General features: G+C 51.9%; 28 protein-coding genes. 16 read left to right on the plus strand and 12 right to left on the minus strand.

Annotation, left to right across the window (positions count from 1 at the left end; translation table 11 throughout):
- Positions 1-550: 550 nt before the first annotated feature.
- On the plus strand, positions 551-1,129 hold the full coding sequence (locus tag PsW64_RS07735; RefSeq protein ID WP_208980644.1) for a hypothetical protein: 579 nt from the start codon (positions 551-553) through the stop codon (positions 1,127-1,129).
- Positions 1,130-1,316: 187 nt separating this feature from the next.
- Here the strand turns inward: PsW64_RS07735 and PsW64_RS07740 are convergent, their stop codons facing one another.
- The 5 genes from PsW64_RS07740 to acnA form a co-directional block, all read right to left on the minus strand.
- Positions 1,317-1,589 (minus strand): hypothetical protein, encoded by a 273-nt coding sequence (locus PsW64_RS07740; protein ID WP_063303264.1) that lies wholly within the window; start codon positions 1,587-1,589, stop codon positions 1,317-1,319.
- Between the two features lie 280 nt (positions 1,590-1,869).
- A complete protein-coding gene (locus PsW64_RS07745) occupies positions 1,870-2,883 on the minus strand; it encodes a reverse transcriptase family protein (RefSeq protein ID WP_063303265.1) in 1,014 nt (337 codons plus the stop codon).
- A gap of 143 nt (positions 2,884-3,026) precedes the next feature.
- Entirely contained in the window at positions 3,027-3,755 is a 729-nt protein-coding gene (locus PsW64_RS07750; RefSeq protein WP_063303266.1) for a hypothetical protein, read from the minus strand.
- A complete protein-coding gene (locus tag PsW64_RS07755) occupies positions 3,748-4,254 on the minus strand; it encodes a hypothetical protein (protein ID WP_063303267.1) in 507 nt (168 codons plus the stop codon). Before PsW64_RS07755 ends, PsW64_RS07750 begins: the two co-directional genes overlap by 8 nt.
- A 478-nt stretch (positions 4,255-4,732) precedes the next feature.
- Positions 4,733-7,408, minus strand: a complete 2,676-nt coding sequence (gene acnA / locus PsW64_RS07760; protein WP_063303268.1) for an aconitate hydratase AcnA — start codon at positions 7,406-7,408, stop codon at positions 4,733-4,735.
- Positions 7,409-7,874: 466 nt separating this feature from the next.
- Between acnA and PsW64_RS07765 the strand changes: the two genes are divergently transcribed.
- The 10 genes from PsW64_RS07765 (at position 7,875) to PsW64_RS07815 (ending at position 15,111) form a co-directional block, all read left to right on the plus strand.
- Positions 7,875-8,315 carry a cupin domain-containing protein gene (locus PsW64_RS07765; protein WP_063303285.1) on the plus strand — a complete coding sequence of 147 codons (441 nt, stop codon included), beginning with the start codon at positions 7,875-7,877 and terminating at the stop codon, positions 8,313-8,315.
- Between the two features lie 149 nt (positions 8,316-8,464).
- The gene (gene ccmA / locus PsW64_RS07770; protein WP_108818758.1) at positions 8,465-9,169 is read left to right on the plus strand and encodes a heme ABC exporter ATP-binding protein CcmA; all 705 of its coding nucleotides are present in this window, start codon (positions 8,465-8,467) and stop codon (positions 9,167-9,169) included.
- 11 nt (positions 9,170-9,180) lie between these two features.
- Positions 9,181-9,840, plus strand: a complete 660-nt coding sequence (gene ccmB / locus PsW64_RS07775) for a heme exporter protein CcmB (RefSeq protein WP_181951980.1) — start codon at positions 9,181-9,183, stop codon at positions 9,838-9,840.
- 178 nt (positions 9,841-10,018) lie between these two features.
- Positions 10,019-10,798 carry a heme ABC transporter permease gene (locus PsW64_RS07780; protein WP_057464678.1) on the plus strand — a complete coding sequence of 260 codons (780 nt, stop codon included), beginning with the start codon at positions 10,019-10,021 and terminating at the stop codon, positions 10,796-10,798.
- Between the two features lie 5 nt (positions 10,799-10,803).
- Entirely contained in the window at positions 10,804-11,034 is a 231-nt protein-coding gene (ccmD, locus tag PsW64_RS07785; RefSeq protein WP_063303269.1) for a heme exporter protein CcmD, read from the plus strand.
- Positions 11,035-11,039: 5 nt separating this feature from the next.
- The gene (locus PsW64_RS07790) at positions 11,040-11,633 is read left to right on the plus strand and encodes a DsbE family thiol:disulfide interchange protein (protein WP_063291271.1); all 594 of its coding nucleotides are present in this window, start codon (positions 11,040-11,042) and stop codon (positions 11,631-11,633) included.
- Positions 11,634-11,755: 122 nt separating this feature from the next.
- Complete coding sequence (locus PsW64_RS07795) at positions 11,756-12,499, plus strand: DUF1223 domain-containing protein (RefSeq protein ID WP_057464681.1); 744 nt, start codon at positions 11,756-11,758, stop codon at positions 12,497-12,499.
- A 168-nt stretch (positions 12,500-12,667) separates the two neighbouring features.
- On the plus strand, positions 12,668-13,555 hold the full coding sequence (locus PsW64_RS07800) for a cation diffusion facilitator family transporter (RefSeq protein ID WP_057464725.1): 888 nt from the start codon (positions 12,668-12,670) through the stop codon (positions 13,553-13,555).
- Positions 13,556-13,779: 224 nt separating this feature from the next.
- A complete protein-coding gene (locus PsW64_RS07810; protein ID WP_063291308.1) occupies positions 13,780-14,598 on the plus strand; it encodes a carbohydrate ABC transporter permease in 819 nt (272 codons plus the stop codon).
- Positions 14,599-14,742: 144 nt separating this feature from the next.
- A complete protein-coding gene (locus PsW64_RS07815; protein WP_208980645.1) occupies positions 14,743-15,111 on the plus strand; it encodes a hypothetical protein in 369 nt (122 codons plus the stop codon).
- A gap of 76 nt (positions 15,112-15,187) precedes the next feature.
- On the opposite strand, the gene PsW64_RS07820 is transcribed toward PsW64_RS07815, so the two are convergent.
- From PsW64_RS07820 to PsW64_RS07835, 4 genes are all read right to left on the minus strand, one after another.
- Positions 15,188-15,553, minus strand: a complete 366-nt coding sequence (locus PsW64_RS07820) for a YybH family protein (RefSeq protein ID WP_057464727.1) — start codon at positions 15,551-15,553, stop codon at positions 15,188-15,190.
- A gap of 364 nt (positions 15,554-15,917) precedes the next feature.
- Positions 15,918-17,234, minus strand: coding sequence for an ammonium transporter (locus tag PsW64_RS07825; RefSeq protein ID WP_063303287.1), 1,317 nt, complete (start codon positions 17,232-17,234; stop codon positions 15,918-15,920).
- A 22-nt stretch (positions 17,235-17,256) separates the two neighbouring features.
- Complete coding sequence (locus PsW64_RS07830; RefSeq protein WP_063303271.1) at positions 17,257-17,595, minus strand: P-II family nitrogen regulator; 339 nt, start codon at positions 17,593-17,595, stop codon at positions 17,257-17,259.
- Between the two features lie 364 nt (positions 17,596-17,959).
- Positions 17,960-18,532 (minus strand): DUF924 family protein, encoded by a 573-nt coding sequence (locus PsW64_RS07835; protein WP_063291275.1) that lies wholly within the window; start codon positions 18,530-18,532, stop codon positions 17,960-17,962.
- A 94-nt stretch (positions 18,533-18,626) separates the two neighbouring features.
- On the opposite strand from PsW64_RS07835, the gene PsW64_RS28175 reads away from it, so the two are divergent.
- Positions 18,627-18,851 (plus strand): sulfurtransferase TusA family protein, encoded by a 225-nt coding sequence (locus tag PsW64_RS28175; RefSeq protein WP_057464685.1) that lies wholly within the window; start codon positions 18,627-18,629, stop codon positions 18,849-18,851.
- Between the two features lie 21 nt (positions 18,852-18,872).
- Here PsW64_RS28175 and PsW64_RS07845 read toward each other — a convergent pair whose 3' ends face one another.
- Positions 18,873-19,166 (minus strand): 4a-hydroxytetrahydrobiopterin dehydratase, encoded by a 294-nt coding sequence (locus PsW64_RS07845; protein ID WP_063291276.1) that lies wholly within the window; start codon positions 19,164-19,166, stop codon positions 18,873-18,875.
- A gap of 155 nt (positions 19,167-19,321) precedes the next feature.
- On the opposite strand from PsW64_RS07845, the gene PsW64_RS07850 reads away from it, so the two are divergent.
- Positions 19,322-19,807 (plus strand): low molecular weight protein-tyrosine-phosphatase, encoded by a 486-nt coding sequence (locus PsW64_RS07850; RefSeq protein WP_063291277.1) that lies wholly within the window; start codon positions 19,322-19,324, stop codon positions 19,805-19,807.
- A gap of 67 nt (positions 19,808-19,874) precedes the next feature.
- On the opposite strand, the gene PsW64_RS07855 is transcribed toward PsW64_RS07850, so the two are convergent.
- The gene (locus tag PsW64_RS07855; RefSeq protein ID WP_063291278.1) at positions 19,875-20,714 is read right to left on the minus strand and encodes a phosphatase PAP2 family protein; all 840 of its coding nucleotides are present in this window, start codon (positions 20,712-20,714) and stop codon (positions 19,875-19,877) included.
- Positions 20,715-20,925: 211 nt separating this feature from the next.
- Between PsW64_RS07855 and PsW64_RS07860 the strand changes: the two genes are divergently transcribed.
- Positions 20,926-21,528 carry a 2-hydroxychromene-2-carboxylate isomerase gene (locus PsW64_RS07860; protein WP_063291279.1) on the plus strand — a complete coding sequence of 201 codons (603 nt, stop codon included), beginning with the start codon at positions 20,926-20,928 and terminating at the stop codon, positions 21,526-21,528.
- Here the strand turns inward: PsW64_RS07860 and PsW64_RS07865 are convergent.
- Complete coding sequence (locus PsW64_RS07865; protein WP_063291280.1) at positions 21,525-22,652, minus strand: hybrid sensor histidine kinase/response regulator; 1,128 nt, start codon at positions 22,650-22,652, stop codon at positions 21,525-21,527. The two genes, PsW64_RS07860 and PsW64_RS07865, sit on opposite strands and share 4 nt — an antisense overlap.
- A gap of 98 nt (positions 22,653-22,750) precedes the next feature.
- Between PsW64_RS07865 and PsW64_RS07870 the strand changes: the two genes are divergently transcribed.
- Both PsW64_RS07870 and PsW64_RS07875 read left to right on the plus strand, forming a co-directional pair.
- Positions 22,751-23,779, plus strand: coding sequence for an AEC family transporter (locus PsW64_RS07870; protein WP_208980647.1), 1,029 nt, complete (start codon positions 22,751-22,753; stop codon positions 23,777-23,779).
- A 30-nt stretch (positions 23,780-23,809) separates the two neighbouring features.
- Positions 23,810-24,772, plus strand: coding sequence for an AEC family transporter (locus PsW64_RS07875; RefSeq protein ID WP_063303272.1), 963 nt, complete (start codon positions 23,810-23,812; stop codon positions 24,770-24,772).
- Position 24,773: the final 1 nt, after the last annotated feature.

The following is a 24,773-nucleotide window of genomic DNA, read 5'->3' on the forward strand; positions in this document are numbered from 1 at the left end:
CACCGCGTGATGCCCTTCAGACTTGGGCCCTTCCTCTCAAACCATGCGGTCACGTTTGAAAATCGGTTCCACCGGACCTTTGAAAGATACGTTACTTCTCTCAAAAGCCCCACCCAGCCTACGACAAACTGACGGACGGTCCGCCAGCAGCCCGTTACGTAGGCATGGGAGTTAGTATGGCGGCATCTTTTGCCAGGGGGGATAAGTTTTTTGCAGGCTCCTCCTGTGTTAGCCCGATCCTCAGGGGCAGTGGCTGCATAATGTGAGTGGGTGTTTGTGAGGCAGCGATGGCTTTTGAGTGTGGGAGAGCATGAAGGAATAGAGCCGAGAGGGTTATGGTTATGGGTCCCGGGTCTTCGCTTTGCTGCGCCCGGGATGACACCGGGGGAGGTTGCGGATGAGAACTCTGCGCACTCTGGCAGATAACCGGGTGTGTGTTTGGCGAAGGTCAAGTGAGGGGTGGGGTGACGGGTGTATGAGTGGGACCTGCAGATTGTAGTGGTGAGGTGCCGGGAAGGGTGCTTTCCGGGCGATTAGAGAGGTGTTTTCGTTGAAAGTTTCGTATCTGGCTCTCAGCCTATTGGGTGGGGCGATGTTGTTTGCCGGTGGTGCGCAGGCGCAAGGCAAAATCACCAATCATCAGGCCGAGGGAAACCTGCAGGTGACCCATAATGTGGGCTGCATTGCGCGAGAAGACGCCAAGACGAGTTACACTCCGGCTGACCTTTATACGTCGATTTTTGATTGCATTGAGAAGGAGCAGTATGGCTCTGCCGTTGATCTTTATGTGATGGCGTTTGCGCGTGGCACCTTTGATATGCAGCGGGTGAAGGATAAGAGCTCGTATCAGGCGCTTTCTGTGCTGCGGATGGTGACTTTTCAAAGGATGAACGAGGCGCAGCGCACTGCGTTTGGTGCAGCGCTGGAAAATTACAGCAAGGATGGCATTGCCGAGGCCTGTGACTTTCTGCAGGGTCAGGATGCGCCGGATTATTACCCTAAATACATGATTGCGCATGGTATGGGCGCGTTTACGAACAAGGATGATGACGGGCTGGTCACGCCGTTTGATGCCGCTGCTGCATGGCAACTGACCCTGACAAAAGCCGGCATTTGCGCTGGTAAATAAGCGCTGGCCTGCGGAGGGTGGTGGCTCCGCAGGCCAGCAGGGTGCTTTCCGCGAGGATGCGGGGTGTAGGTGCGTTCTCGCTTCCGGCACCGGAGCGGATGGCAGTGTTGCCAAATGCTCTTACACAGTGCGCCTACCTTTGCTCCACGTGGGCAGGTTCCCTTGCTTTGTGGAGCGCTGGGCGGGCTTATTCAGGAAGCGGAATTTTGGTGTTTATCGGCTGCGGATGAGCGACCCGCTCTAAAGTTCCGCAGCGTTTTTGGAGTGCTTCCAGTCGGTCGTGGAAGGCATGATGCAGAGTGAACAAAGCATCGCGTTCGCTGCTGTGCTGCAGTCTCTCAGTTAGCAGTAAGTGCTGCATATAGCTGAGATTTTGCAGGTCCGAGACAACGACGATGACTTCGTCTATTTCATTCTGGAACGTATTTGTGGTGCCACAGGCACATGCGGAGTCGGTCATTCTCAATCCCTCTGCTTACAGGGTGTTGAACAACCGCTGGACAGCACGGCTTTCTAGGGCCAGCTGGCGAGCGGGAGGCTAGAAACCTGCAAGCAGTCAGGCGAGTTTATTCCCCCCCGAAGGAGGTGTTGTATTCACCGCCCTCCCGCTCATAGCAAAGGGTTTGCGCGCTACCTATAAAGCAGGCACAAAAAATCCGCTAGTCGTCGGGAGCGGTAACCGCTACTTGAAGAAGGTTTCTAGGCCTCATGTATGACTTTGGAATGAAAACCGGTGGTTGTCAAACTGGCAATTTTGACGAGGGTGTGGATGGTGGGGGGAGTTGCTCTGAATAGGTGGCAACATGGTCCGCATATGCGATATGCCCTCTTAACTTATTCTTGCTTTCATCATCTATAGAGTTGTTGTTAAGTATATGTTTGTAAGCTCGAATTTGGTTTCTATAACCTTTTGTTAAACGCACATTTTTGTCATTTACGAGGAGACCGTGGATCTTTAAGCGATTAGGAGATTTTTGGATTTTCTTTTTTTGTACTGAAATTTTCCAGCCGTCACTCTCAATCAATGTACATACTTGCTCAAGTAAGGAGTTCGGTTCGCCATCCTTGCCTGAAATGACGATATCATCTGCATATCTTGTATAGGTCGCTGAGTTGTGTCTCGCCAGTTCAAAAATTTTTTTATCGAGTGGTCCCATAATAATATTAGATAATATAGGGCTGGTTGGAGCACCTTGAGCTAAAGATCCATAGTAGCAGGAAAGTAAGGTCAGCGCCTGTTTACTGAAATCATCTTGGTATCCAAGATCAGTTATAGCATCATATACTCTTGTCCATCTGATGGATGGAAAGAAATCTTCTATGTCAACAGAGATGACCCAGTTAGCGCCAATATGTTCTTGGGCGGCTCCTATATGAGATTTCCCGCGAACAAATCCAAATACGTAGTCTGGCCGTTCCCATTTATTATAGAAATGTGTTGCAAGCCATTTTTGGATTACCTTCAGAGATACTTTAGGGGCTGAAATGTTTCTCTTTTTCGGTCCCTTTGGTATCTCGAAAACTCGATAAAAGTTGTGACTATTTTTTAGCAGAGACCACGTGAAGCTTGGATTGTAGCCAAACATCACAGAAATAGCATTGACTGATGTAACAGGTGGTAGGCCGAGTTCGTAGTATTGTTGTATTAATTTTTGCTCATCTTCGCCGCAAGAAGCCCCAATTAACTTGCAAACTTCTTTTGGTGTTTCTGCGAGAAAACCTAATTGCTCAGTTCTAGGGTGTGGGAGTCTCATTAAGCAAAGTAACCTTTCGTAAGGAGCCGACGAATTCATCGGAAGTTCGAAGGACTGCCGGTGAATTCGGCGGAATCCTTCTGTATTTGGTCTTAGCAAATGGGCATGATACACACCCTCGCCGAGACTCCCACGAGTAAACCTTAGTCCTTCATTATTGCTAATTCAAGTGCGCGAGTAATATCAGGGCTAAGACGACTTTTACTAGAGCCTAATCTATTAAGTCCTTCTAGTGTCATGAGATATCCGCCACTTGATTGACGAAGAATAAGTGATTGCTTTCGTAGTTTGTCTAGCTGCCTTTTTAACCAGTCTTCGTTTGGATACACAAAGCCTCGCCTTTCGATTTCTAATCCAATATCTTCAATAGTTATTGGTGCTTTCTTTCGCACAATACTCAAGCACATTGTTGAGCTTGGAAGTTTCGCTTCTGTGAGGTTCTTAAAATCGGAAAGCTGGAAATTTAGAAACTCGACTATTTGCAAGGTCGCTTGTTTTAATGCATCTGTTTCTTCAGCTGTTGTTGGTCCTTTAGGTTGAAGCCATACAGAAACATTTCTTTCATGCACTGATGCAAAGACATTTCGTAGCAAAGCAGGGAACTTGCGCATTAATGTAGATTTGATGTTTGCGAGTATGTCTTTATCGCCTTGTTCTATGATGACGAAATTCACTTCACCAAAGTCGGCACTTAGCTCTTTTTCCAATCTTGATAGAGCGTGGTTTGAAGGAACCTGTTTGCCTTTTGAATCTTGAGTAACTTCAATGAAAGCAATGAAACCGCGTACTCGATCATGATTTTGGATGACATCACCAACGAGCTTAATCATTCTCGATTGCAGAAATTTAGCGATCTGGCTTGTGCTAGACATAAATTTGGCTCCAAGTTTCAAGAATGTCTTGGCAGAGCGCATTAGTTTGTTCTTTCCAACTATGTGCCTCTGTTATTTCGGTTTTGCGCAGTGAGTATCTATCTGAATTTATGAAATCTACGGGTTCATCCGGCTGGTAATCCGCGACAACTCTAAGAGAATTCGCTGACACAATGATGTCTTTCAATTTCCGTATCGAATGCTTCGTTCTAGTGATGTCTTTAACGAGTTGACCGTCACCATTCTTTTGAGCTTTTTTGAGCTCACTTCTTAGCGTTTTCTCTATTTGTCCTGTCAATATTTCGGGATAAGCAGCATGTGGTAGCTCTGACCATTTTGTATTCATGCTTTGAAACATGGTGCGCACGGTTAAGAATATTCCATAATAGTATCGATTGTATGCAGAACGAGCAAAGGCATCCCGATATGCATCATCGTTGTTGATTGCTGTTTTCTGCAGATGATGCGCGACTTCATGCATATGTACTTTGCTACTCATGGTGGTATTCTGCTATTCACATGGTTGCAAATCAAGCTGGTTTGACTGGTTGTTATCATCTGAAGTCAAATGCAGATGAATTTAAGAAATTGGGCCTCGAAAGGCCCGGTTTTGTTTGTGGTGCGTCTGACAGTCTTAGCTGGAGATGAGGTTTCTCCGGGTTTGTAGTGCAGGATGCCGCTGGTTTTGATGTATTCTAGTTCGTCCTCGGTATCAATGCGGCAGCACTTGCCGTCTTCCCGCACTTGATGCGGGATCCAGTGCGGGGGCGGCTAAGGTTTGAGTGCGTGGCTCTGGGTCCCGCATCGCGCTGCGCTTGTGCGGGATGACATCAGAGGGGGGCTTGTGCTGGATGATGTCGGAGAGGATTGCTTGTGTGGGATGACATCGGTGGAGGTGGTGGCTCTGATGGTGAGGCTGCCAATGAAAAACGGGCCTTGGAGGGCCCGTTTTTGTGTTTGTGGTGTGTCTGCTTGTCTTAGCTGGAGACGAGGTTTCTCAGCACGTAGTGGAGGATGCCGCCGGCTTTGATGTATTCCAGTTCGTCTTCGGTATCGATGCGGCAGAGGGCTTCTATGGTTTTCTTGGTGCCGTCTGCGAATTCGACCTGAATGTCGACCATCTGGCGGGGTTTGAGGTCTGCTACGCCGAGGATGGTTACGCGCTCGGTGCCGTCGATGCCGTGGGACTGCCAACTCTCGCCCTCTTTAAACGTGAAGGGCAGGACGCCCATGCCGACCAGGTTGGAGCGATGGATGCGCTCGAAGGATTGAGCGATCACAGCGCGCACGCCGAGCAGTTTGGTGCCTTTGGCCGCCCAGTCGCGGGAGGAGCCGGTGCCGTATTCTTTGCCAGCAAACACCACAAGTGGGGTGCCAGCTTCCTTGTATTCTATGCAGGCGTCGTAGATCCAACGCTGCTTGCCATCCTTTGTGGTGTAGCCACCTTCCACGCCCGGCACCATTTGGTTTTTGATGCGGATGTTGCCGAAAGTGCCGCGCATCATGACTTCGTGGTTGCCACGGCGGGAGCCGTAGGAGTTGAAGTCTTTTGGCGCGATCTGATGGGATTCAAGGTACTGACCTGCCGGGCTGTCTGCCTTGATCGCCCCAGCTGGGGAGATGTGGTCGGTGGTGATGGAATCCAGGAACAGACCCATGACTGCCGCGCCCTCAATATCGGTGAGGGGTGCTGGCTCCATGGTCATGCCTTCAAAGTAAGGCGGGTTCTGTACGTAGGTGGAGGCTGGCGGCCAGCCGTAGGTCATGCCGCCTTCTACCTTGATGTTCTGCCAGTGCTCGTCGCCCTTGAACACATCGCCGTAACGCTCTTCAAACATCTCTTCCGTGATGGAGGAGCGGATGAGATCTGTGATCTCTTCCGTGGTTGGCCACAGGTCCTTCAGGTAGACGGTGTTGCCTTGCCTGTCCTTGCCGAGCGGGTCTTTGGCCACGTTGATGTTGAGCGAGCCTGCGATGGCATAAGCGACAACCAGTGGCGGAGAGGCCAGATAGTTGGCGCGTACATCCGGATTGACGCGGCCTTCGAAGTTGCGGTTGCCGGACAGCACGGAGCAGGCCACGAGGTCGTTGTCGTTGACGGACTTAGAGATTTCCGGCGGCAGTGGGCCTGAGTTACCAATACAGGTGGTGCAGCCGTAGCCGGTGAGGTTGAAACCGAGGGCGTCGAGGTCTTCCTGAACGCCAGCTTTTTCCAGATAATCCGTCACCACCTGAGAGCCGGGCGCCAGTGAGGTTTTCACCCATGGCTTGACCTTGAGGCCTTTGGCGCGGGCTTTGCGGGCCACCAGACCAGCGCCGATGAGAACGGACGGGTTGGAGGTGTTGGTGCAGCTTGTGATCGCGGCGATGACGACGTCGCCATTGCCAAGGTCATGGTCGCGGCCTTCCACCGGTGCGCGTTTGAACTCTTCACCTGCCTTCTTGAATTCCTCCGCCATGGTTTTGGCAAAGCCTTCTGAGGCGTCAGCGAGGGAGATACGATCCTGCGGGCGCTTTGGTCCGGCGATGGATGGCACAACGGTGGAGATGTCCAGCTCAAGCGTATCGGTGAAGGTTGGCTCCGCGTGGGTGTCGCGGTACATGCCCTGCACCTTGGCGTATTCTTCCACCAGCGCAATGCGGTGGGCGTCGCGGCCTGTGGACCTGAGGTATTTGAGCGTGTCGCCGTCCACCGGGAAGAAGCCACAGGTGGCGCCGTATTCCGGTGCCATGTTGGCAATGGTGGCGGCGTCTTCCAGCGAGAGGTTGTCGAGGCCGGGGCCGTAGAACTCTACAAACTTGCCGACAACGCCCTTTTTACGCAGCATTTCAACTACGGTGAGCACGAGGTCGGTGGCGGTGATGCCTTCTGCCATTTCTCCGGTGAGTTTGAAGCCGACGACTTCCGGGATCAGCATGGAGATCGGCTGGCCGAGCATGGCGGCTTCGGCCTCAATGCCGCCCACGCCCCAGCCGAGGACCGCAAGGCCGTTGACCATGGTGGTGTGGGAATCTGTGCCGACGAGGGTGTCCGGGTAAGCGACGGTTTCGCCGTTTTCTTCTTTCGTCCAGACGGTCTGGGCGAGGTACTCAAGGTTGACCTGGTGACAGATGCCGGTGCCTGGAGGAACAGCGCGGAAGTTATCAAACGCAGACTGACCCCAGCGGAGGAACTCATAGCGCTCGTTGTTGCGCTCGTATTCGCGTTCCACATTGAGCGCGAAGGCAGAGGTGGTGCCGAAGTAGTCCACCATGACGGAGTGATCGATGACGAGGTCAACGGGCACCAGCGGGTTCACCTTTTTCGGATCACCGCCGAGGCTGACGGCAGCGTCGCGCATGGCGGCAAGGTCAACAACAGCGGGAACACCGGTGAAGTCCTGCATGAGCACACGGGCAGGGCGGTAGGCTATTTCGTGGGTGGAAGTGCGGGTGGTGAGCCATTCGGCGACGGCGCGGATGTCGTCCGCTGTGACGGTGCGGCCATCTTCAAAACGCAGAAGGTTCTCTAAAACCACCTTCAGAGAGAAAGGCAGCTGGGAGACGCCCTTAAGGCCGTTCTTTTCTGCTTCGGGAATGGAAAAATAAGTATAAGACTTGCCGCCGACTTGCAGCGTTTGTTTGGCTTTAAAACTGTCTAGAGATTGTGTCATTCGGCGATCTCCTTATTTCGTTTCCCGCTGTGAACAGGAAACGGAGCTTTGAGCTGGCGAACCTCTCCGATATATCCCGGAGTTTGGCGGTTCGCCGTCATGGCGTTGGCTTGATCATTTAACAAATGCATTAAAAGCGCTTCTTGAAATTCAATCAGCTTATAGTTGTCGTCCCTATAGCGTCTTTCTGACGCAGGTTCCAGCTGAACCGCAGCGGAAGGCTAATAATTTACCTAGGGTGAGATTAGGCCGGAATGGGAGGCCCGATCAAGCGGGGTTGGGTTTGTATGAATCGCATTATATACAACGGTATACAATGTGTCTAGCCTGTGAGTTGGTCCTTTGTGGCTTTAAAGGCTCGGAAGGGGATTATCGGTAAAGTGCTTCTGGTTTACCTATGAATAATTGCCAGAAGTGGCGAAAAAGTGCGCAGAGAATAGCTGAAAACAACAGAAAGGCGTTTCCCATGAAATCTGCAGTTTTGGTTGGTGCTTGTTGTCTGGTGCTGGGCGGATATGCGGTCAGTGCTCTGGCTCAGGAGAATGGTGAGGCCTATTCGGACACTAAGGTTTTACTGGATAAGAGCGAGACTACGATTACCAAGCAGCCTCTGTTCTATCCGACTGGTCGACAGGCTCAGGTGACGTCTCTCATCATTACGCTGGCACCGGGCGAGGCTGTTAAAGAGCACATGCATCCCATTCCTCTTTACGGATATATACTTGATGGTGAGCTGACGATCACCTATGAGAAAGAGGCTCCTCTGACCTTTAAAAAGGGGGAGGCGTTTATTGAGGCCGTCAATACCTGGCACTACGGTAAGAATACCGGAACAGAGCCAACGCGAATCCTAGCTGTGTTTATGGGAGCGAAGGATTTGCCGAATGTGATACGGCCTCCTGAATAAAGTGGTTTGCGCAAAGACGGGATCATGCAAACTGCTTTAATTCTTTGTTGGAGCGTATCTTATCCGGAAATCGGATCCACTTTCGGGATACGCCGTCAGTTTGGTAAGCAGTGTGAGCTGCTGTGGTGGTTTCGGGCGCGATGAACCAATTGAAGTTAGTCTGTCAGGGTGTTGCATGTGATCGCGGTGGCCGCAGAGTTTTGAACCATGTCGACTTTGAAGTTGGTTCAAGCGAAGCTCTGATCGTCCAGGGTCCCAATGGTGTCGGCAAATCCAGTCTGCTGCGCGTGATTGCAGGACTGGTTGCGAAAGCGAACGGCACGATTGAGCTGGAAGGTGGCATGCCCGAGCGCTCCGTTGCCGAGCATTCACACTATTTCGGGCATCTTGATGCATTGAAGCCGTTGCAATCCGTCCTTGAAAACCTAAGTTTCTGGCGTGATTTCTTTGAGCCTGCTGCTTTTGGTGGCGGCAAAGTGCGTGAGAGCATGAGCGAGCTGGAAGCGCTGGATACTCTTGGTATCGCGCATACTGCCAGTTTGCCTGCAGGATACTTGAGTGCCGGACAGCGCCGACGCCTTTCGGTGGCGCGCTTGCTGGTGGTGCCGCGTCCAATCTGGTTGCTTGATGAGCCGACATCCGCGCTTGATAAAGCTTCTGAAGAAGTGTTGCTGGGGTTGATTGCCGATCACATCCACGCTGGTGGCCTTGTGATTGCTGCAACGCACCTGCCGCTCAACCTGCCAAACACCAAGTTCCTCAATCTGTCGCCTGTGACGACCGAGAGTGAGCATATGTTTGCCGGAGCGGATCTGGACGATTATTTCGACGAAGACGAGCAGGACGAGGGCTGACCATGAGTTGGATGAAGAGTCTTTTTGTCCGTGAATACCAGTTGGCGAACCGCGTTGGTGGTGGTGCGCTGATCGGTGTTCTGTTCTTTCTGGCTGTGGTGACGATCTTTCCATTCGGTGTTGGACCGGACATGATCCTGCTGTCCCGCATTGGTGCTGCTATCCTCTGGATTGGCGCATTGCTGTCGACGTTGCTGGGATTGGATCGCCTGTTTCAGGCTGATCGCGAGGATGGAAGCCTCGAACTTCTGGTGATGTCCGGGCGTTCGCTTGAGCTGGTTGTGTTGATTAAATGTGCTGCCCATTGGGCGGCGACGGGTCTGCCGCTGGTGTTGGCGACGCCGGTTTTGTCTTTGTTTGTGGGTCTGGATTTCCAGAGTATCGTTCTGGTGACCCTGACCTTGCTTGTTGGCGCCCCTGCATTGACGCTTGTTGGTGCGGTTGGCGCTGGTGTTACCGTGTCCATGCGGCGGGGTGGGGTGTTGCTCTCCATTCTGGTTATTCCGCTGGCAATTCCAATCCTGATCTTTGGTGTGAGTGCCGCGACAGCGGGAGCGATCGACTCCAATAACTTCCTCGTTCCGTTCCTGTTTTTGTGTGCTCTGACACTTTTTGGTCTTGTTGTTGGACCTCTCGCAGCAGCTGCAGCGCTTCGCGTTTCTGGTGACTGATGACGGCAGCCGTGAGGCTGCTGAAATTGCCAGAAGCGTTAAGTCTATGTAAAATCGTCTAAAATGGGTGAAATCCCGAAGAAGTGAAGCGTCAAATTGCGCGTAATCAATGACTGCGATGGGTCCGTGACACTATGTACACATTGATGCTTCGTCATTCTCAGTTTAGAACGGCTCTATGACCTTATACGATCTTGCAAACCCAACCCGGTTCCTGAAGCTTGTGAAAGCTGTGCTTCCCTGGCTTATCGTTGCGACGGTCGCTGCGCTTGCAGTTGGCTTGTACTTCGCGTTTTTTGTTGCGCCTGAAGATTATCAGCAAGGCCAGACAGTGCGCATTATGTTTGTGCATGTCCCTGCTGCCCAGCTTGCATTGATGTGTTATGCAATGATGGCACTTTCTTCGATTGGTTCTCTGGTCTGGAAGCATCCGCTGGCTGATGTTTCGGCCAAGGCGTCTGCACCTATTGGTGCTGCATTCACATTCCTGGCTCTGTTTTCTGGCGCTGTCTGGGGCAAGCCAATGTGGGGCACCTTTTGGGTCTGGGACGCAAGATTGACCTCTTTCCTTGTGCTGCTGATTATGTATCTTGGCATTATCGCGCTGTGGAAGGCGATTGAAGATCCTATCAAGGCTGCAAAAGTAAATGCGATTATCACGTTGGTTGGCGTGATCAACGTCATCATCATCAAGTTTTCCGTTGAGTGGTGGAACACACTGCACCAGCCGCCGAGCATTATTCGTGCTGACGGCCCTGCCATTCACTCTTCCATTCTTATTCCGCTTGGTTTGATGGCTTTGGCTTTTGTGCTTTTGTTTGTGACTTTGCATCTGATGAGCATGCGTAACGAGATTATGCGCCGTCGGATCAGAGCAATGCGGATGCGTGCAGCATCTGTTGCTCCGGCTGCGTCCAGCAGCACGGTCACGAAAGCAGCTCCTGCTGGTGCGAGGTAAGGACAATGGATTTTTCAGAGTTTGGTCGTCACGCTGAATATGTGATTGCTGCTTATGCGATGGCTGCACTTGTTATCGCTGTGCTGATTGTCTGGGTGCGCTCAGACAAAACCCAGCTGGACAAAGAAATGCAGGCGTTGGAAGCAAGCGGCATTCGTCGTCGTTCCACGCGCCGCGCTGGTCCTTCTGTCGGCCAGGTGGTCTCTGCAGGTTCTGATGAAAAGAGTGAGAGCTAACAGGAATGGCTAGTGAAATGGACGAGGAAAAGAAATCAGGCATTTCTCCGCTGTTTCTTCTTCCGCTGATTGTTTTTGGTGCTCTTGCGGTTCTGATGGGTTTCATGATGCTGTCCGGCCATGACTCCAAAGAACTTCCATCTGCCTTGATTAATAAGCCGGCACCTGAGTTTTCGCTTCCTCCTGTTAAGGGGCTGGAGCGTGATGGGCAGCAGGTTCCTGGGTTCCAACGCAGTGATCTGCTTGGTCAGGTGACTGTGGTGAACATCTTTGCATCCTGGTGTGCGCCTTGCCGTGCAGAACACAAATACTTGATGGATCTTGCCAAGGATGATCGTTTTGAGATTGCTGGCCTGAACTACAAGGACACTGACGTTAAGGCGAACCGGTTCCTTGCTGAGCTGGGCAATCCTTATGATCGCGTTGGTTTTGACACTGGCCGGGCTGGCATTGAATGGGGCGTTTACGGGGTTCCTGAGACGTTCATCGTCGATGAGAAGGCTCAGATCCGCTATAAGTTTATCGGGCCGTTGAGCGCAGCCAGCTATCGAGATGTCTTCTTACCAGAACTTGAAAAAGTGCTGACTGAGTCCAAATAGAAGCAGTGCCCCTGATGCCTTCGGTTTTCAGGGGCTCACTGTGATGTGATTCTACAGTTATCTGGTTATTGTTTAGGTTAGCGCTGCATCAGCGATGACTTGAACAATTGCGAAGGGCCGAAATGCGGTGGTTTTCTGTAAATAGATTGACGGGTGTTATTCTCGCAGCGGGAATTGGTTTTGCGACCTCTCTCTCAGCTCAGGCGGAAACACCAAAGGCTGTGGTTGAGCTGTTTACCAGCCAGGGCTGCTCGTCATGTCCACCTGCGGACCAGTTTCTGGAGGAGCTTGTCTCAGACCAGAAGGATGTGGTCACCCTCTCTTACCACGTAGATTATTGGGATTACTTCGGTTGGAAGGACACTTTGGGTTCGCCTGTGTTCACTCAGCGCCAGAAGGATTATGCCAAGAGCCGTGGTGATGCGCAGATCTATACGCCTCAGGTTGTTGTGAATGGCCGGGGGCATATGGTTGGCAGTGACCGTGGTTCTGTGAAGAACGCGATCCGCAAATCTTCTGGCATGAGCGTTCAGGTTGAGGCGATGCTTGATGACAATGCGCTTGAAGTTCAGCTCTCTGGTTCCTTGAAACAGCCAGATAAGAAGGCTGACGTTTATCTTCTTGGAATTGACAAGGAAGCAGTTGTAGAGATTCAGCGCGGTGAAAACGCTGGTACAACGCAGACTTATAAGAACGTGGTGCGCAGCATCATGCCGATTGGCATGTGGTCTGGTACCGCTGAAGTGTTCCGTTTGCCACGGACCGCTTTGAAGATGTTCGATTCCAAGAACTGGGCTGTTTTGGTTCAGACAAACTCCGGTGAGATGCCAGGTGAAATCATTGGTGCAGCTTTTTACGACAAGTAGAATTGGCTGATAAATTGCGAGTGATTTTCATTTGCAAACATTGAGTGCAAATAAGCATAAAAACTGGCTGTTTGACCCTGTTCCATTGTTTAATATGCCACTGAAACCTGATAGAGGACGATAACTTTCTAAGCAGTCGTCGAGTTTGAATTAGGGTGGATGTGGCACATGGACCAGAGCATGCGCTTTGCGCTGGGCAGCATCGTCATTGGCATACTGGTATTTACTCTTAAATACTTTGCCTTTGCGTTGACTGGCTCCATTGCGTTCTATTCCGACGCTCTTGAAACCTCCATCAATATTGCCAGTGCTTCTGCAGCTGCCGGGGCCTTGTATCTGGCGCGCAAACCTGCTGATCAGAATCATCCCTATGGACACTACAAGGCAGAGTATTTTGCTGCTGTTCTTGAGGGTGTTCTGATTGTTCTGGCGGCGATCCTAATCCTGCGCAAAGCCTATATGGGTTTGACTGAGCCGTATGAGCTTGAGGTCAATTTTCAGGGTATCGCGCTGAACTTTCTGTCTTCCGTTATCAATCTGTTCTGGGCAATGGCCTTGATGCGCATTGGTAGAGCACATCGCTCACCTGCGCTGCAGGCGGATGCCCGGCATATCATGACAGATGTTTATACCTCTCTCGGTGTGTTTGTTGGTATCGCTGCTGTGTGGGCAACAGGCTGGCAGATGTTTGATCCGATCCTTGCGGGGATTGTTGCGGTTAACATCATGTGGTCCGGTTGGAAGCTGGTGCGTGAATCTGTTGGTGGCCTGATGGATGAGGCGGCTCCTGAAGAGGAGCAGGAGGAAATCCGGGCGTTGATCTCCAAGTTTGGAGATGGTGCGCTGGAGGCTCATGACTTGCGGACCCGCCATGCTGGACATGTGACGTTTGTTGATTTTCATCTGGTGGTGCCGGGTGAGATGAGCGTTCTGGATGCCCATGCGATTTGTGATCGTATTGAGGAAGGCATCGCAGAAAAGATGCCGGGCGCACGTGTGACCATCCATGTTGAGCCGGAAAATCACGCCAAGCATTCAGGAATTGTGGTTTTATAGGCACTTAGAGAGCTTGAAACCTGGACTGCGTAGTTCTACGGTGTTTCCGTTGTTGCTGCGTTCTGTTGGTCTGGCTGTCTTTTGCCTTCTCTCTGGAACGATCCTTTAAAGCAGTTTGCCCGGAAACGGGGCCACTCCTACTGCTTTCAGTATTGTTGATTGCGTCTTTGTCTTCGAAAACCATGCTTCGTGGTGGGAGACTGCGCTTCGTTTCTGAGATGAATATGCCCCGCAAACATTTCTTTGATCACCTTATTCTGCTTATCGGCGTGTTTTTGATCGTCGGGCCGGTGATCGTGATCGCTTTCTCTTCAACGCACTCTGGGGCTACGCTTGGTCAGGATGGCCTCCAGTTTCTGCCGGGGCCTTATGGGGTGGAGGTGTATAGCCGGGCGCTGTTTGAAGGGCGTGGGTTTACTGGCGGTGTCACTGGCATAACCATGGCGTTGAACTCGCTCTATCTGGCTGCAGGGTTTGCGCTGGCGAAAGTGGCTGTTTCTCTGTTGGCGGCGTATGCGTTGGTGTTCTTTCGGGTGCGCTTTGGGACGTTCTTTTTCTGGGTGATCCTTTGCAGTTTGCTGCTGCCTTTGGAGTCCCGGTTTTTGCCGACATATGCTGTGACCAGCAAGCTTGGGCTCGTGAACTCCTATCCGGGCTTGATGTTGCCGCTGTTGGCTTCTGCGGTTGGGACATTCTTCTTCCGCCAGTTTTTTCTGGGAGTGCCGACTGAGCTCTCTGAAGCTGCGCGGATTGATGGGGCAGGGCCGATCAAGTTTTTGAAGGACGTTCTGGTGCCTGCGTCTGCACCGATGATTGCGGCGCTCGGCCTGCTGATGTTTGTGCAGGGATGGAACCAGTATCTGTGGCCTGTGATGGTTTCCAGTGAGGAGACCAGAATGACATTGGTGCAGGGGCTTAGCTTGGTCGGGCGCACAAGCCCGCAAGGTTTGGCGCTTGCTGTGCTGGCTATGCTGCCGCCGATCCTGCTTGTGGTGTTCTGTCAGAAAGCCTTTGTGAAAGGGCTGACAGACGGGCGTCAGTGATCACTGAGAAATCTTAAAGAGACCATAATTTCTGTCTTCTTTGAGACAGCGCCGCCTTGCGACCTTGCTATTTCTGTTTGGGTTACAGGTATCTTGAGAGCTATGCTCCAGATGCGTCTCACGGAAGAAGGTCTCGGAATGATAATGCGTGGTTTCAAAGCACTTGTTGTTGTTGCTTCAATCGGTTTTGCCGGGTTGGTCTCTCAAAGCCCTGCTTATGCATGGGGTGAGTTGAGCTGCTCAGATCTGAATGCGACTATTTCAGACATCGATGATATTTCCGATGAAGTCTTCTTTGAAGGTAGCGTTCGTGCTGGCTCAAGTGCTGATGGCGTTCTGGGTCACCTGATTGATGTGGGTCGCTTGCTGAGCGAGCTGGAGGGTGATGGTAAACTGGACCGCGCGGTTGACCGGTTGGAAGATGCATGGATCGATGAGGACTGGAGCGGCTACTCCTTTGCTCTGGATGATATCGCAGATCGTCTGGACTACTTTTACTATCGCGACTGCTGAGCAAGTGCCTCAGCTTTCGAGCGATGCGACCAAGTCCGGCCATGTGCCGGGCTTTTTTGTGATCTGCCTCGTGATCTCAAGATGCGGCGCTGAAGTAGTCTTCTCGCAGCAGCGCGGTACCGTCTGATTGCAGAACCCAGAGTTCTTTGGAGATGTTGCCGTGGGCTTTGTTCATCTTCCAGTCAGAAGAAAGGATTGCGGAGCTTTCGCCTGATGCGACGATTTTGGGGTTGATGTACTCGATTTTTGAGAAGCCTTCCCGAATGAGCATTTGCCAGAATTCGAGAATTTCGGCTCGTCCGTGATAGGTGCCAAACGGTTTGGCCTCCATAACAGCGTTTGCCTCATAGCAGTTGGCACAAGCTTGAGCATCACCCGCATTGAACGCGTTCTGCCACTTCTGGCTGGCCTCTTTAACTGCTGCTTCCAACTCACTGTTCATCATTGGACTCCAAAGCTCGGGCGCTTGCGCCTCTTTGTTTGGACGTAGGATGAAGAGCGAATCTTGATTAGAAATGGACGTATATGGCATTCCTGAAAGTACCACCTATGAAAGGTGAAGTCCGTCTTTCAAATGTGGTAGGCGGATTTGAACCGACTAGTAAGCTGGGGTATCAACATTCCTAAGCTTTTGGGTTGCTTTGATTTTGTAGTATTTAGCGTTTGAACACAGAGCTATCTATTGAGAGAAAATGATAGGCTGGCAAATGCTGCCATAGAAAAAGCCCGGCGGTGGTTGCCGGGCTTTGTGATTTCATCTTTTAGTTCTGGGAGAGTGTTTTGATCCTCCCAGAATTGGTGCGAACTCAGAGGCGCTGGGAGCCTGTTCCGAATTCCGGATAGGCTTCGACACCAATCTCGGCTTTGTCGAGGCCCATGGCTTCGTCTTCTTCTGTGACACGCAAGCCGACCACCAACTGGATTGCGTACCAGACAATGGTGGAGGCCACGAAGGTGAAGATGCCGACGGCTGCAACGCCGATGAATTGGGTAACGTAAGATGCGTCAGAGTTGGACAACGGCACGATGAGCGTTCCCCAGATGCCAGCCAACAAGTGAACCGGGATTGCACCCACCACATCATCGATCTTCAACTTGTCGAGCATTGGCACTGCAAAGACGACAATTGCGCCACCAACGCCACCAATGATGACGGACTGGAGTACGCTCGGAGCCAGTGGTTCAGCGGTAATGGAAACAAGACCAGCCAATGCACCGTTCAGAGCCATTGTAACATCGACCTTCTTGTAGAGGGCCTGTGTCAGGGCAATTGCGGTGACCACGCCGCCCGCAGCAGCCATGTTGGTGTTTGCGAAGATGCGGGAGATGTCTGTGACGTCACCAATGGTGCCCATTGCGAGCTGGGACGCGCCGTTGAAGCCGAACCAACCGAGCCACAGAATGAAGGTGCCCAGAGTTGCCAGTGGCATGGAGGAGCCCGGCATTACGTAGACCTGACCGTTTTTACCGTACTTGCCTTTACGTGCGCCAAGGATGATTGCGCCAGAAAGAGCTGCCCAGCCACCAACGGAGTGGACGAGAGTGGAGCCAGCAAAGTCGGCAAAGCCCATTTCGGAGAGCCAGCCAGCACCCCACTGCCAGGAGCCGGTGATTGGGTAAAGAACACCTGTGAGGATGACAACGAAGATCAGGAAAGCCCAGAGCTTGATGCGCTCTGCCATGGTGCCCGACACGATGGAGGCTGTGGTTGCGCAGAAGACCATCTGGAAGAACCAGTCGGACGCTGTCGAGTAGCCTGCGTCCAGAGCATCGCCACCGACAGGGTCAAAGGAGTATGGGCCAAAGGAACCCATGAAGCCGCCATCAACGCCAGTGTACATGAGGTTGTAGCCGGTGATCCAGAACATCAGACCAGCGATGGAGTACAGAGCGATGTTCTTGAGGCACTGCATGGAGACGTTTTTGGTGCGGACGAGGCCCGCTTCAAGCATGGCGAAGCCTGCAGCCATCCACATCACCAGAAAGCCGCCAATCAGGAAGAGCAGGGTGTTGAAGATGTAAGCGGTGTCGACAGCTAAGGCGTACTTTTCTTCTGCCATAACTGGAGCTGCGGAAAGTGCCAGGAGTGAGCTTGCGGCGACAAGGGTGGAGGCGCGTTTCATATTCTCTGTCTCCTTCATTTCATTATATTGCTTCTGCGTCGGCTTCGCCGGTGCGAATGCGGACGACCTGATCAATGGAGTAGACGAAGATTTTGCCGTCACCGATCTGGCCGGTCTTCGCTGCGCTATCAATGGCTTCGACAACTTTGTCTGCCATGTCTGCTGCAACTGCGACTTCGACCTTTAGTTTTGGGAGGAAGGTGACGGCGTATTCTGTGCCGCGGTAGATTTCGGTGTGCCCCTTCTGCCGGCCATAGCCTTTGACTTCGGTTACCGTGAGCCCCTGGATGCCTAAAGTGGTGAGTGCGTCGCGCACTTCATCCAACTTAAAGGGCTTGATGATTGCCATAATGATTTTCATGTCAGATTCCCGTTCCCCTCTCTCATCGATTGCGCCGTAAAGAGTTCTGGAGACCTCTTCAGGACCGGGAAAGTGCCAGTTATCTGGTCGTTCTCAGAATGCCCGGCCGGCACGCTTGCCCTCTCTCTATCAAGGAGCGTGCCAGTTTTGAGAAATATCGATTTTTGTGTAGATTCTGGAGGATGGAGGCGTTGGAATAAACTTGAAAATTCAGCGGCTTGATTGAAATTAAATTTTCTTGTTGTGACGCTGGAATGGCTGGGATGCGCAGAATATGTCTGTCAATAAAATAGGCAGAGCCATAATTTGACTCTGCCTATTTTGTAATCACGTCTGATGCGTGGTTAATTTTTGATCAGATTGCTTATGCTCTGAAACCACCAGAGGCGAGGAACTTGGTCTCTTCTGGCGTTGAGGTTCGACCGAGCACTTCGTTGCGGTGAGGAAAACGGCCAAACCGACGGATCACGTCCATATGGATCAGCGCATAATGGTAGGTGTCTTGATCACCAAGGCCGCGGAACAAGTCCACGCTCAAATCCTGCATGTCCATCTCTTCTGAATGCTCAAATGGCAGGAAGAAAAACATGCGATAGCCCATAGGAAAGGCGGTATGGAAGTTCTTGTTCAATGACTCAAGAGCGACTTTTACAGCTTTGGGATCGGATGCAAATGCTTTTGAGGAGCCGCGATAGATGTTGCGCGGGAATTGGTCGAGCAGCAAAAGGAGGGCCAAAGTGCCGTGAGGCGTCGCTGTCCAGGTGTCGTAATCTCCGCGATTGGCGGCTTCTACGTCGGCTTCAAAGTTCTCACGAATTTCCTGATCGAACGCTTCGCCGCCGTTGAACCATTTGGGGCCGCCTGCCGTCCACCAGAAGTCCAGAATCTCAAGCGCATTGCTGGTCTCTGTTTTTCCGTCCAGTTCCATCGTCGCCATGGTCTACTCCCCAATATTCACTTTACTGTTGCGCAAAGTTCCGTTAGCCCAGCATCAAACACAGTGCCACACTCGAGTACCTGGTGAAACATTGGTGGAAGATTCAAATATTCTGGACCTGAGAGGTCTCAACTGCCCACTGCCGGTGATGAAGACGCGCAAGCATCTTAAGCGTATGGCAAAAGGCGAGCAGCTTGTTGTGAAAGCTACTGATCCAATGTCTGCAATCGATATTCCACATATGTGCCAGCAAGACGGCCATGTGCTGATTGAGAATAAGATGGTAGGTGACGTGCGTCAGTTCAAGATTGAATGCTGATTGCACTCTTCCTGAAGATGATTAAGCGTCGCAAAGCCTGTCCAGTTTGCGGGCAAGCTTGAAATCCAGCTCGGTCAGCCCACCTGCATCATGGGTGGTAAGTAACACATCCACTTTGTTGTAGGTGTTCGTCCATGTAGGATGGTGGTTCATCTTTTCTGCCAGAATTGCAGCGCTGGCCATGAAGCCAAATGCGCGTGCAAAGGACCGGAAGGTGAACGTGCGTTCTATCGCGTTGCCATCTTCAGACAAGGTCCAATGCGGTAATTCTGCGAGGGCAAATTCTTTTGCGGTAGAGGTCAACAGCTCGGACACAAGACCACCTTTGGTTTTGTTGCAAGGGGTGTCTCAGATTTAGTAGGTTTTTCTGACTCGCAAAATCCATGGATATTTGAGTAGATCAGCGCGAAAGTCTGGAGCAAAGATTTCGGCTGGGTTAAATATTCGGGCAGTCAGATTTGGAGGGAGCAGTGGTCTTTTTGCAGCGTCGTGTACTGTTTGTGTGTCTTGGCAATATTTGTCGTAGTCCGTTGGCAGAGGGTGTCTTCCGTCATCATGTCAAACAAGCTGGGCTGGAAGAGCAGATTTACGTGGACTCCGCGGGAACTGCGAACTGGCATAGTGGCAAAAAGCCGGATATCCGCAGCATCCAGACAGCGCAAAAGCATGGCGTTGATATTTCTAAACAAGAAGCGCGCCAGCTGGTTGATGAGGATTTCGAGAAGTTTCATTACATCATTGCGATGGATGCCAGCAATCTAGCGAACATCCAGTCCAAAGCGCCGTATCTGCATACAGCAAATGTGCGCTTGCTGCTTCAGGATGAGCAGAAGGATGTGCCTGATCCGTATTACGGAGCGAATGAGGGCTTTGATGAGGTGTACGATCTGGTGAGCAACGGGACGTATAATTTGCTTCAGGAGATCCGTGAGGAGATGGAACCGACCGAGATCTAGGTTCTTTGCAGGATATTGAAGAAAAGCTCCGCAGTTGGTTGCGGAGCTTTTTTTGTCTTCGGGCTGACTATTTGAATTTGCGCAGGAAGCTTTTGCTGTTTCGTGCGCACCAGCAGGCAGCGCGGCCAAGTTTAGCACGCAGCCAGTGGCCCCCTTTGGTGAAGGAGGTATCCAGATTAGCTGGCTGAGCCCATGTTGGCGTGCGCTGGTACAGGTAGTGATAGACGCCCACAACTACGAGCATGGTGATGCCCCAGGAGAGCAGGGTGTCTGAAAAGAAGTGTCCGCCGAAAGCCACACGGTTGGCGGAAAGGAAAAAGACCAATGCCCCGATTGCTGTCGCCAGAGGAGTGCGCCAGGATTTGGGGGCGATAAAGACCAGCACGAACAACCAGATGGATGCTGATGCCTCACCGGATACAAACGAGCAGTTACTATCACAATGGTTAGTAGGTTGCCACACGCCGATGAATGGCAGGTCTCCGCCGAAGATTTCCGTTTCGCGCGGGCGTGGGCGGCCCCACAGGTTCTTAAAGAATGCGTTGACGACGAGGCCCGGTCCGAGAATGAGCGTGGATACGACGAAGATCGGATGGCGCAAATCCATCAGCGCTTTCAGCTTTGGAAATGCGAGCTTGAAGAGCATCACAAACAAGGACAGGCCTGCAACCCACTGGAAGATGTAGACGCCGAAGTATCGCAGACCGCGCCAGAACGGGTCTTTTGAAACAGGGAAACTGCCTTCACCGTCATAAAAGAAGGTGGAGGCCCAGATATCCAGCCTCGGGAAAATCAGAAAGATTGCTGAGACGACAAGGATATATGTCAGGATTGCCGTGAACGGGCGTTCTCCGCAGAAACTAATGATTTTATTTAGGATTGAAGTCTTCGAACCGTCTTTTGCCACGGGAATTCCTGAGTTCGCTCTTTTGGGTTACAAGGCGGTATACTTGTTTTCGAAGGTTGCGCCAATGTGCTGCCTTGAAATTCCATTGGTGCTCAGCAAGATTACGTCTCGCAGTGCCAAACCCCCATATAGGGGCCTGCGAGATAAATTCAAATTGTTTCCATTGCCGTAGGTTGGGTCTTACCGGTCTATTGGATCAGAAAGAGAATAAATGCCTCGGCTCGCGTTTTATTATGAATTTGCCAGCCCATACTCCTACTTGACCGCAGCACGTATTGAACAGCTTGCGAAAGACAGGGGCATCGATATTGATTGGCGGCCTTTTCTGTTGGGGCCGATCTTCCGGCGTCAGGGGATAGAGAGCTCTCCATTTTTAGAGAACCCGAAGAAGGGGGCTTATATGTGGCGGGATGTTGCGCGTACCGCTGCAAACCTCGGCTTGCCCTGGAAGAAGCCACAGATCTTTCCACAGCACAGTCTGTTTGCCTCTCGTATTGCTTTTGCGGGACGTAAAGAACCGTGGATCGGTGCGTTTACCCGCGCTGTGTTTCATATGGCTTTTGCATTGGACGAGGATATCTCCAAGCCAGAGTTGATGATTGCCTTGTTGCGTGAGCTGGATCTGGATGCAGATAAGGTCATGCGTCAGGCTGAAACCACTGAGGTCAAGATTGGTTTACGGGCAGCAGTTGCTGAGGCGGAGACGTTAGGTGTGTTTGGAGCGCCAAGCATGATCACCGAAAAGGGCGATCTTTATTGGGGCAACGACCGTCTTGATGAAGCGCTGGATGCTTCCTTCATGCGGATTGGCTAGCTGACCTTCTGAAGCGTGCTTTCCAGCAGGCTGTAGAGGGCTGACGGGTTGATAGGCTTTTCCAGAATTTGCGTGAAACCTTGTTTGAAGAGCGCTGGGCGGTCTTCCGGCGCGATGCTTGCCGTGATCGCGAAGCTAGCTCTATCCTTGGCGTGTCCGTTTGCCTGCATCTGAGTGAGTGTTTCCGAGCCGCTCATTTCTGGCATATTCAGATCCAGAAAGATCAGGTCGGATGGAGTTTTTGACTGTACAGCCAACGCCTGCTTTCCACTGTCTGCGATGCGCACAGTCAGGCCAAATGATGAGAAGATTGCTGCTAGCAACTCCCGGTTTGGTTCATTATCGTCAACCACCAGCACAGAGCCAGAAAGCTTGGAGCGCGTCATATTTTGGGCTGGAGTAGAAAGTTGCTGTGTCTGCTCGATCTCTTGGATTGGCAAAACCAACTCAAAACAGGCAGCATGTTCGGTATTGGTGATGAGCCTCAGGTCTCCGTGATGGTCGCAGGCAAGGTGCCGCGCACTCCAGAGCCCGAGGCCATGGCCGTCGGAATTACGTTTTGGCGTTGGGGCGGCGTCCAGATGTGAAGCTTGCTCTGGTGTCAGGCCTGGGCCAGCATCCTTGAGCGTTACCACGATGTTGGGTTGATGGTTTGAGAACTTGATATGTGCGCTGAGCGTGATGGTGCCCGTATTGCTGTACAGAATAGCATTATCAACCAGGACTGCGAGAATGCGCTGCAGTTCATCTGACTGGGTTTGGTAGGCTGACATCGCTTCTCGTGACCAGCGGTGGGTGAGGGTGTGACCAGAGCTTGCTGCCTGTGGTGAAAACAAATCTGCAATGTAGGTGAGCTGATCCAAAAGTGATTTTGCTTGAGGCCCTGCCTTGCTTGTTGCATGGCTATGATGCTCAGCCTGTGTGTTTGCGCCGAGGATTGCACCTGTCAGCTTCGCAAGTGAGTTGATGGCTGTTTGCAGGGTGTTCAGATGATGTTGCTGCCGATCGCTGAGTGGTTCCTGTGCGATCAGATCCGAAGCCGTTTTCATGGCAGACAGTGGTGTCTTCAGGTCGTGCACCAGCCTTGCAACATCCTGCTTTGGAGCCAGTTTGGGCGCAGGCATGAGATAACTCCTTGATCAATCCTCGAAGAAGAGCCTAAAACACTGGCAGGAAAAGTTCGCCCAGTTCTGGCAAGGATCCACCGAGATTTTGTTTTTTGATGCTGCAAGCGCACCTGCTTGCCCTTTGGGAGAGTGCTGTATGGTGGAAAGAGAGCGGACACGGAATGCTGTTTAGTACGCTGCAGGTGGTGTTTCCCATTTTTGCGACAGTGGGTGTGGGGTATGGCTTTGGATATGCCGGGCTGCTGAGCAAGCAGGTCGGTGACAATCTCAGCACCTTCTGCATTACCGTGCTTATTCCGGTTCTGATCTTCCGTACTCTGGCGACATCTGATCTTGCTGGTTTGAGCCCATGGGCGCTTTGGGGCACCTATTACACGGCGCTGGCAACCAGTGCTGTGCTGGGTGGTTATATGGTGCGCAAGGTCTTTGGGCGAGAAGCAAGGGCTGCCTGTATTGGTGGATTTTCTGCTGCGTTCTCCAACATGTCGTTGGTTGGTATTCCGGTGATTACCTCAGCCTTTGGGCAGGAGGCGTTGGTTCCTATCTCGCTGATCATCTCCGTGCATGCACCTTCTGTAACACTGGTGTTTGTGTTGGCGATGGAGCGAGCGGTAGTGGTGGATGGCTACCAGGAAGCGCGGCCTTTCAAAGACGTTATGCATTCGCTGTTCACCACACTGATCAAGAGCCCGCTGGTCATTGCGATTTTGCTGGGCGTGGGTTGGAACTTCTCGGGCTATGAGTTGCCTGTGTTGCTGGATGGTGTGCTGCATCCTCTGGCAAAAGCTGCCAGCCCCGTTGCGCTATTCTCTGTTGGTATGACGCTGCTCAACTATGGTGTGCGTGGGAACATTGCCATTGGCAGCGTGTTGAGTTTGCTCAAGATTGTGCTGATGCCAGCGCTGGTGCTGGCTCTGGGTGCTTATGTCTTTCCGCTCTCGCCACTTTGGGTGGCGGTGGCGACACTGGCGGCGGCCTGCCCAACCGGTGTTGTGGCTTACCTTTATGCCAGCCAGTTTGGAACCGGGCACGCCATGAGTGCGAACTCCATCAGCCTGACGACCATTTTCTCAATAATCACAATGAGCTTCTGGCTTTGGATCTTAAACTTTCTGGGCTACTAAGAAGGTCTTGCATCCTCTTTCGAGTTTCCCATGATTGTTCAGGTCTTTTTCGTCGTCTTTCCGATCTTTGCTCTTGTTGGCATTGGCTATGTTGTAGCAAATGTTGGATATCTGGATCGCAGTCTTGGCGATATTCTGAGCAAGTTCTGCGTGAACCTTCTCATCCCTATCCTGTTGTTCCGTAGCCTTGGTTCCGCTGACCTGGATGGCATTTCGCCTTGGGGGTATTGGGCGACTTACTACGGTTCCATGATTGTGGTTGCTTTTTTGGGTGGCCTGCTTGTCCGCATTGGGTTTAAGCGTGAAGCACGTGCAGCTGTGATTGCCGGGCTGACGGCGTCTTTCTCCAACACCGTGTTGGTTGGTATTCCGTTGATAGATGCGGTTTATGGAGCTGAGGGAACGCTTTTGATTTCGCTTCTCATTGTGTTCCACGCACCGTTAACTGCGCTGACGTCTTCTGTGTTGATGGAGCGTGCGGTGGTGATTGATGGTCATAAGGCGCCGCGCTCTAAGAAAGAGCTTCTGACTGCAGTTGGCAAAGGCTTGTTGGCGAACCCGATCCTGTATGGTGTTGTGGGTGGACTGCTCTGGAATGTATCAGGTTTGGAAATTCCAAAGTTGGCTGATGACATTCTGGCTCCACTGGCGAAAGCTGCCTCACCGGTGGCGCTGGTCGCAGTGGGGATGAGCATGGTGAACTACGGTATTCGAGGCAATCTGGCGATTGGCAGCGTGCTGGCGATCATCAAGTCGATCCTAATGCCGTTTGTGGTGTTTGTAGTTGCTGCACACGTGGTGGGCCTACCGTCTGTCTGGGTGGGTGTGGCAACGCTGATCGCAGCGTGCCCGACAGGCGTGTTCTCCTTCATCATGGCCAACCAGTTTGGCACCGGTCATGCCATGTCCACCAACGGCATCGCAATCACCACAGGCATATCGGTCTTCACCGTAAGCTTCTGGCTCTGGTTCATTCAGGTACAGGGGTATTGAG

Source organism: Pseudovibrio sp. W64, from assembly GCF_001623145.1.
Taxonomy (GTDB): domain Bacteria; phylum Pseudomonadota; class Alphaproteobacteria; order Rhizobiales; family Stappiaceae; genus Pseudovibrio.

Excerpts from the sequence above, each read along its gene's own strand:
- PsW64_RS07790 (WP_063291271.1), top strand. The coding sequence starts at position 11,040 with ATGGCTAGTGAAATGGACGAGGAAAAGAAATCAGGCATTTCTCCGCTG.
- PsW64_RS07765 (WP_063303285.1), top strand. The coding sequence starts at position 7,875 with ATGAAATCTGCAGTTTTGGTTGGTGCTTGTTGTCTGGTGCTGGGCGGA.
- PsW64_RS07740 (WP_063303264.1), bottom strand. The coding sequence starts at position 1,589 with ATGACCGACTCCGCATGTGCCTGTGGCACCACAAATACGTTCCAGAAT.
- PsW64_RS07835 (WP_063291275.1), bottom strand. The coding sequence starts at position 18,532 with ATGGCGACGATGGAACTGGACGGAAAAACAGAGACCAGCAATGCGCTT.
- PsW64_RS07780 (WP_057464678.1), top strand. The coding sequence starts at position 10,019 with ATGACCTTATACGATCTTGCAAACCCAACCCGGTTCCTGAAGCTTGTG.
- PsW64_RS07870 (WP_208980647.1), top strand. The coding sequence starts at position 22,751 with ATGCTGCAAGCGCACCTGCTTGCCCTTTGGGAGAGTGCTGTATGGTGG.
- PsW64_RS07815 (WP_208980645.1), top strand. The coding sequence starts at position 14,743 with ATGCGTGGTTTCAAAGCACTTGTTGTTGTTGCTTCAATCGGTTTTGCC.
- PsW64_RS07800 (WP_057464725.1), top strand. The coding sequence starts at position 12,668 with ATGGACCAGAGCATGCGCTTTGCGCTGGGCAGCATCGTCATTGGCATA.
- PsW64_RS07825 (WP_063303287.1), bottom strand. The coding sequence starts at position 17,234 with ATGAAACGCGCCTCCACCCTTGTCGCCGCAAGCTCACTCCTGGCACTT.
- PsW64_RS07755 (WP_063303267.1), bottom strand. The coding sequence starts at position 4,254 with ATGAGTAGCAAAGTACATATGCATGAAGTCGCGCATCATCTGCAGAAA.
- PsW64_RS07860 (WP_063291279.1), top strand. The coding sequence starts at position 20,926 with ATGCCTCGGCTCGCGTTTTATTATGAATTTGCCAGCCCATACTCCTAC.
- PsW64_RS07875 (WP_063303272.1), top strand. The coding sequence starts at position 23,810 with ATGATTGTTCAGGTCTTTTTCGTCGTCTTTCCGATCTTTGCTCTTGTT.
- acnA (WP_063303268.1), bottom strand. The coding sequence starts at position 7,408 with ATGACACAATCTCTAGACAGTTTTAAAGCCAAACAAACGCTGCAAGTC.
- ccmD (WP_063303269.1), top strand. The coding sequence starts at position 10,804 with ATGGATTTTTCAGAGTTTGGTCGTCACGCTGAATATGTGATTGCTGCT.
- PsW64_RS07820 (WP_057464727.1), bottom strand. The coding sequence starts at position 15,553 with ATGAACAGTGAGTTGGAAGCAGCAGTTAAAGAGGCCAGCCAGAAGTGG.
- PsW64_RS07865 (WP_063291280.1), bottom strand. The coding sequence starts at position 22,652 with ATGCCTGCGCCCAAACTGGCTCCAAAGCAGGATGTTGCAAGGCTGGTG.
- PsW64_RS07750 (WP_063303266.1), bottom strand. The coding sequence starts at position 3,755 with ATGTCTAGCACAAGCCAGATCGCTAAATTTCTGCAATCGAGAATGATT.
- PsW64_RS07795 (WP_057464681.1), top strand. The coding sequence starts at position 11,756 with ATGCGGTGGTTTTCTGTAAATAGATTGACGGGTGTTATTCTCGCAGCG.
- PsW64_RS07830 (WP_063303271.1), bottom strand. The coding sequence starts at position 17,595 with ATGAAAATCATTATGGCAATCATCAAGCCCTTTAAGTTGGATGAAGTG.
- PsW64_RS07810 (WP_063291308.1), top strand. The coding sequence starts at position 13,780 with ATGCCCCGCAAACATTTCTTTGATCACCTTATTCTGCTTATCGGCGTG.
- PsW64_RS07745 (WP_063303265.1), bottom strand. The coding sequence starts at position 2,883 with ATGAGACTCCCACACCCTAGAACTGAGCAATTAGGTTTTCTCGCAGAA.
- ccmB (WP_181951980.1), top strand. The coding sequence starts at position 9,181 with ATGAAGAGTCTTTTTGTCCGTGAATACCAGTTGGCGAACCGCGTTGGT.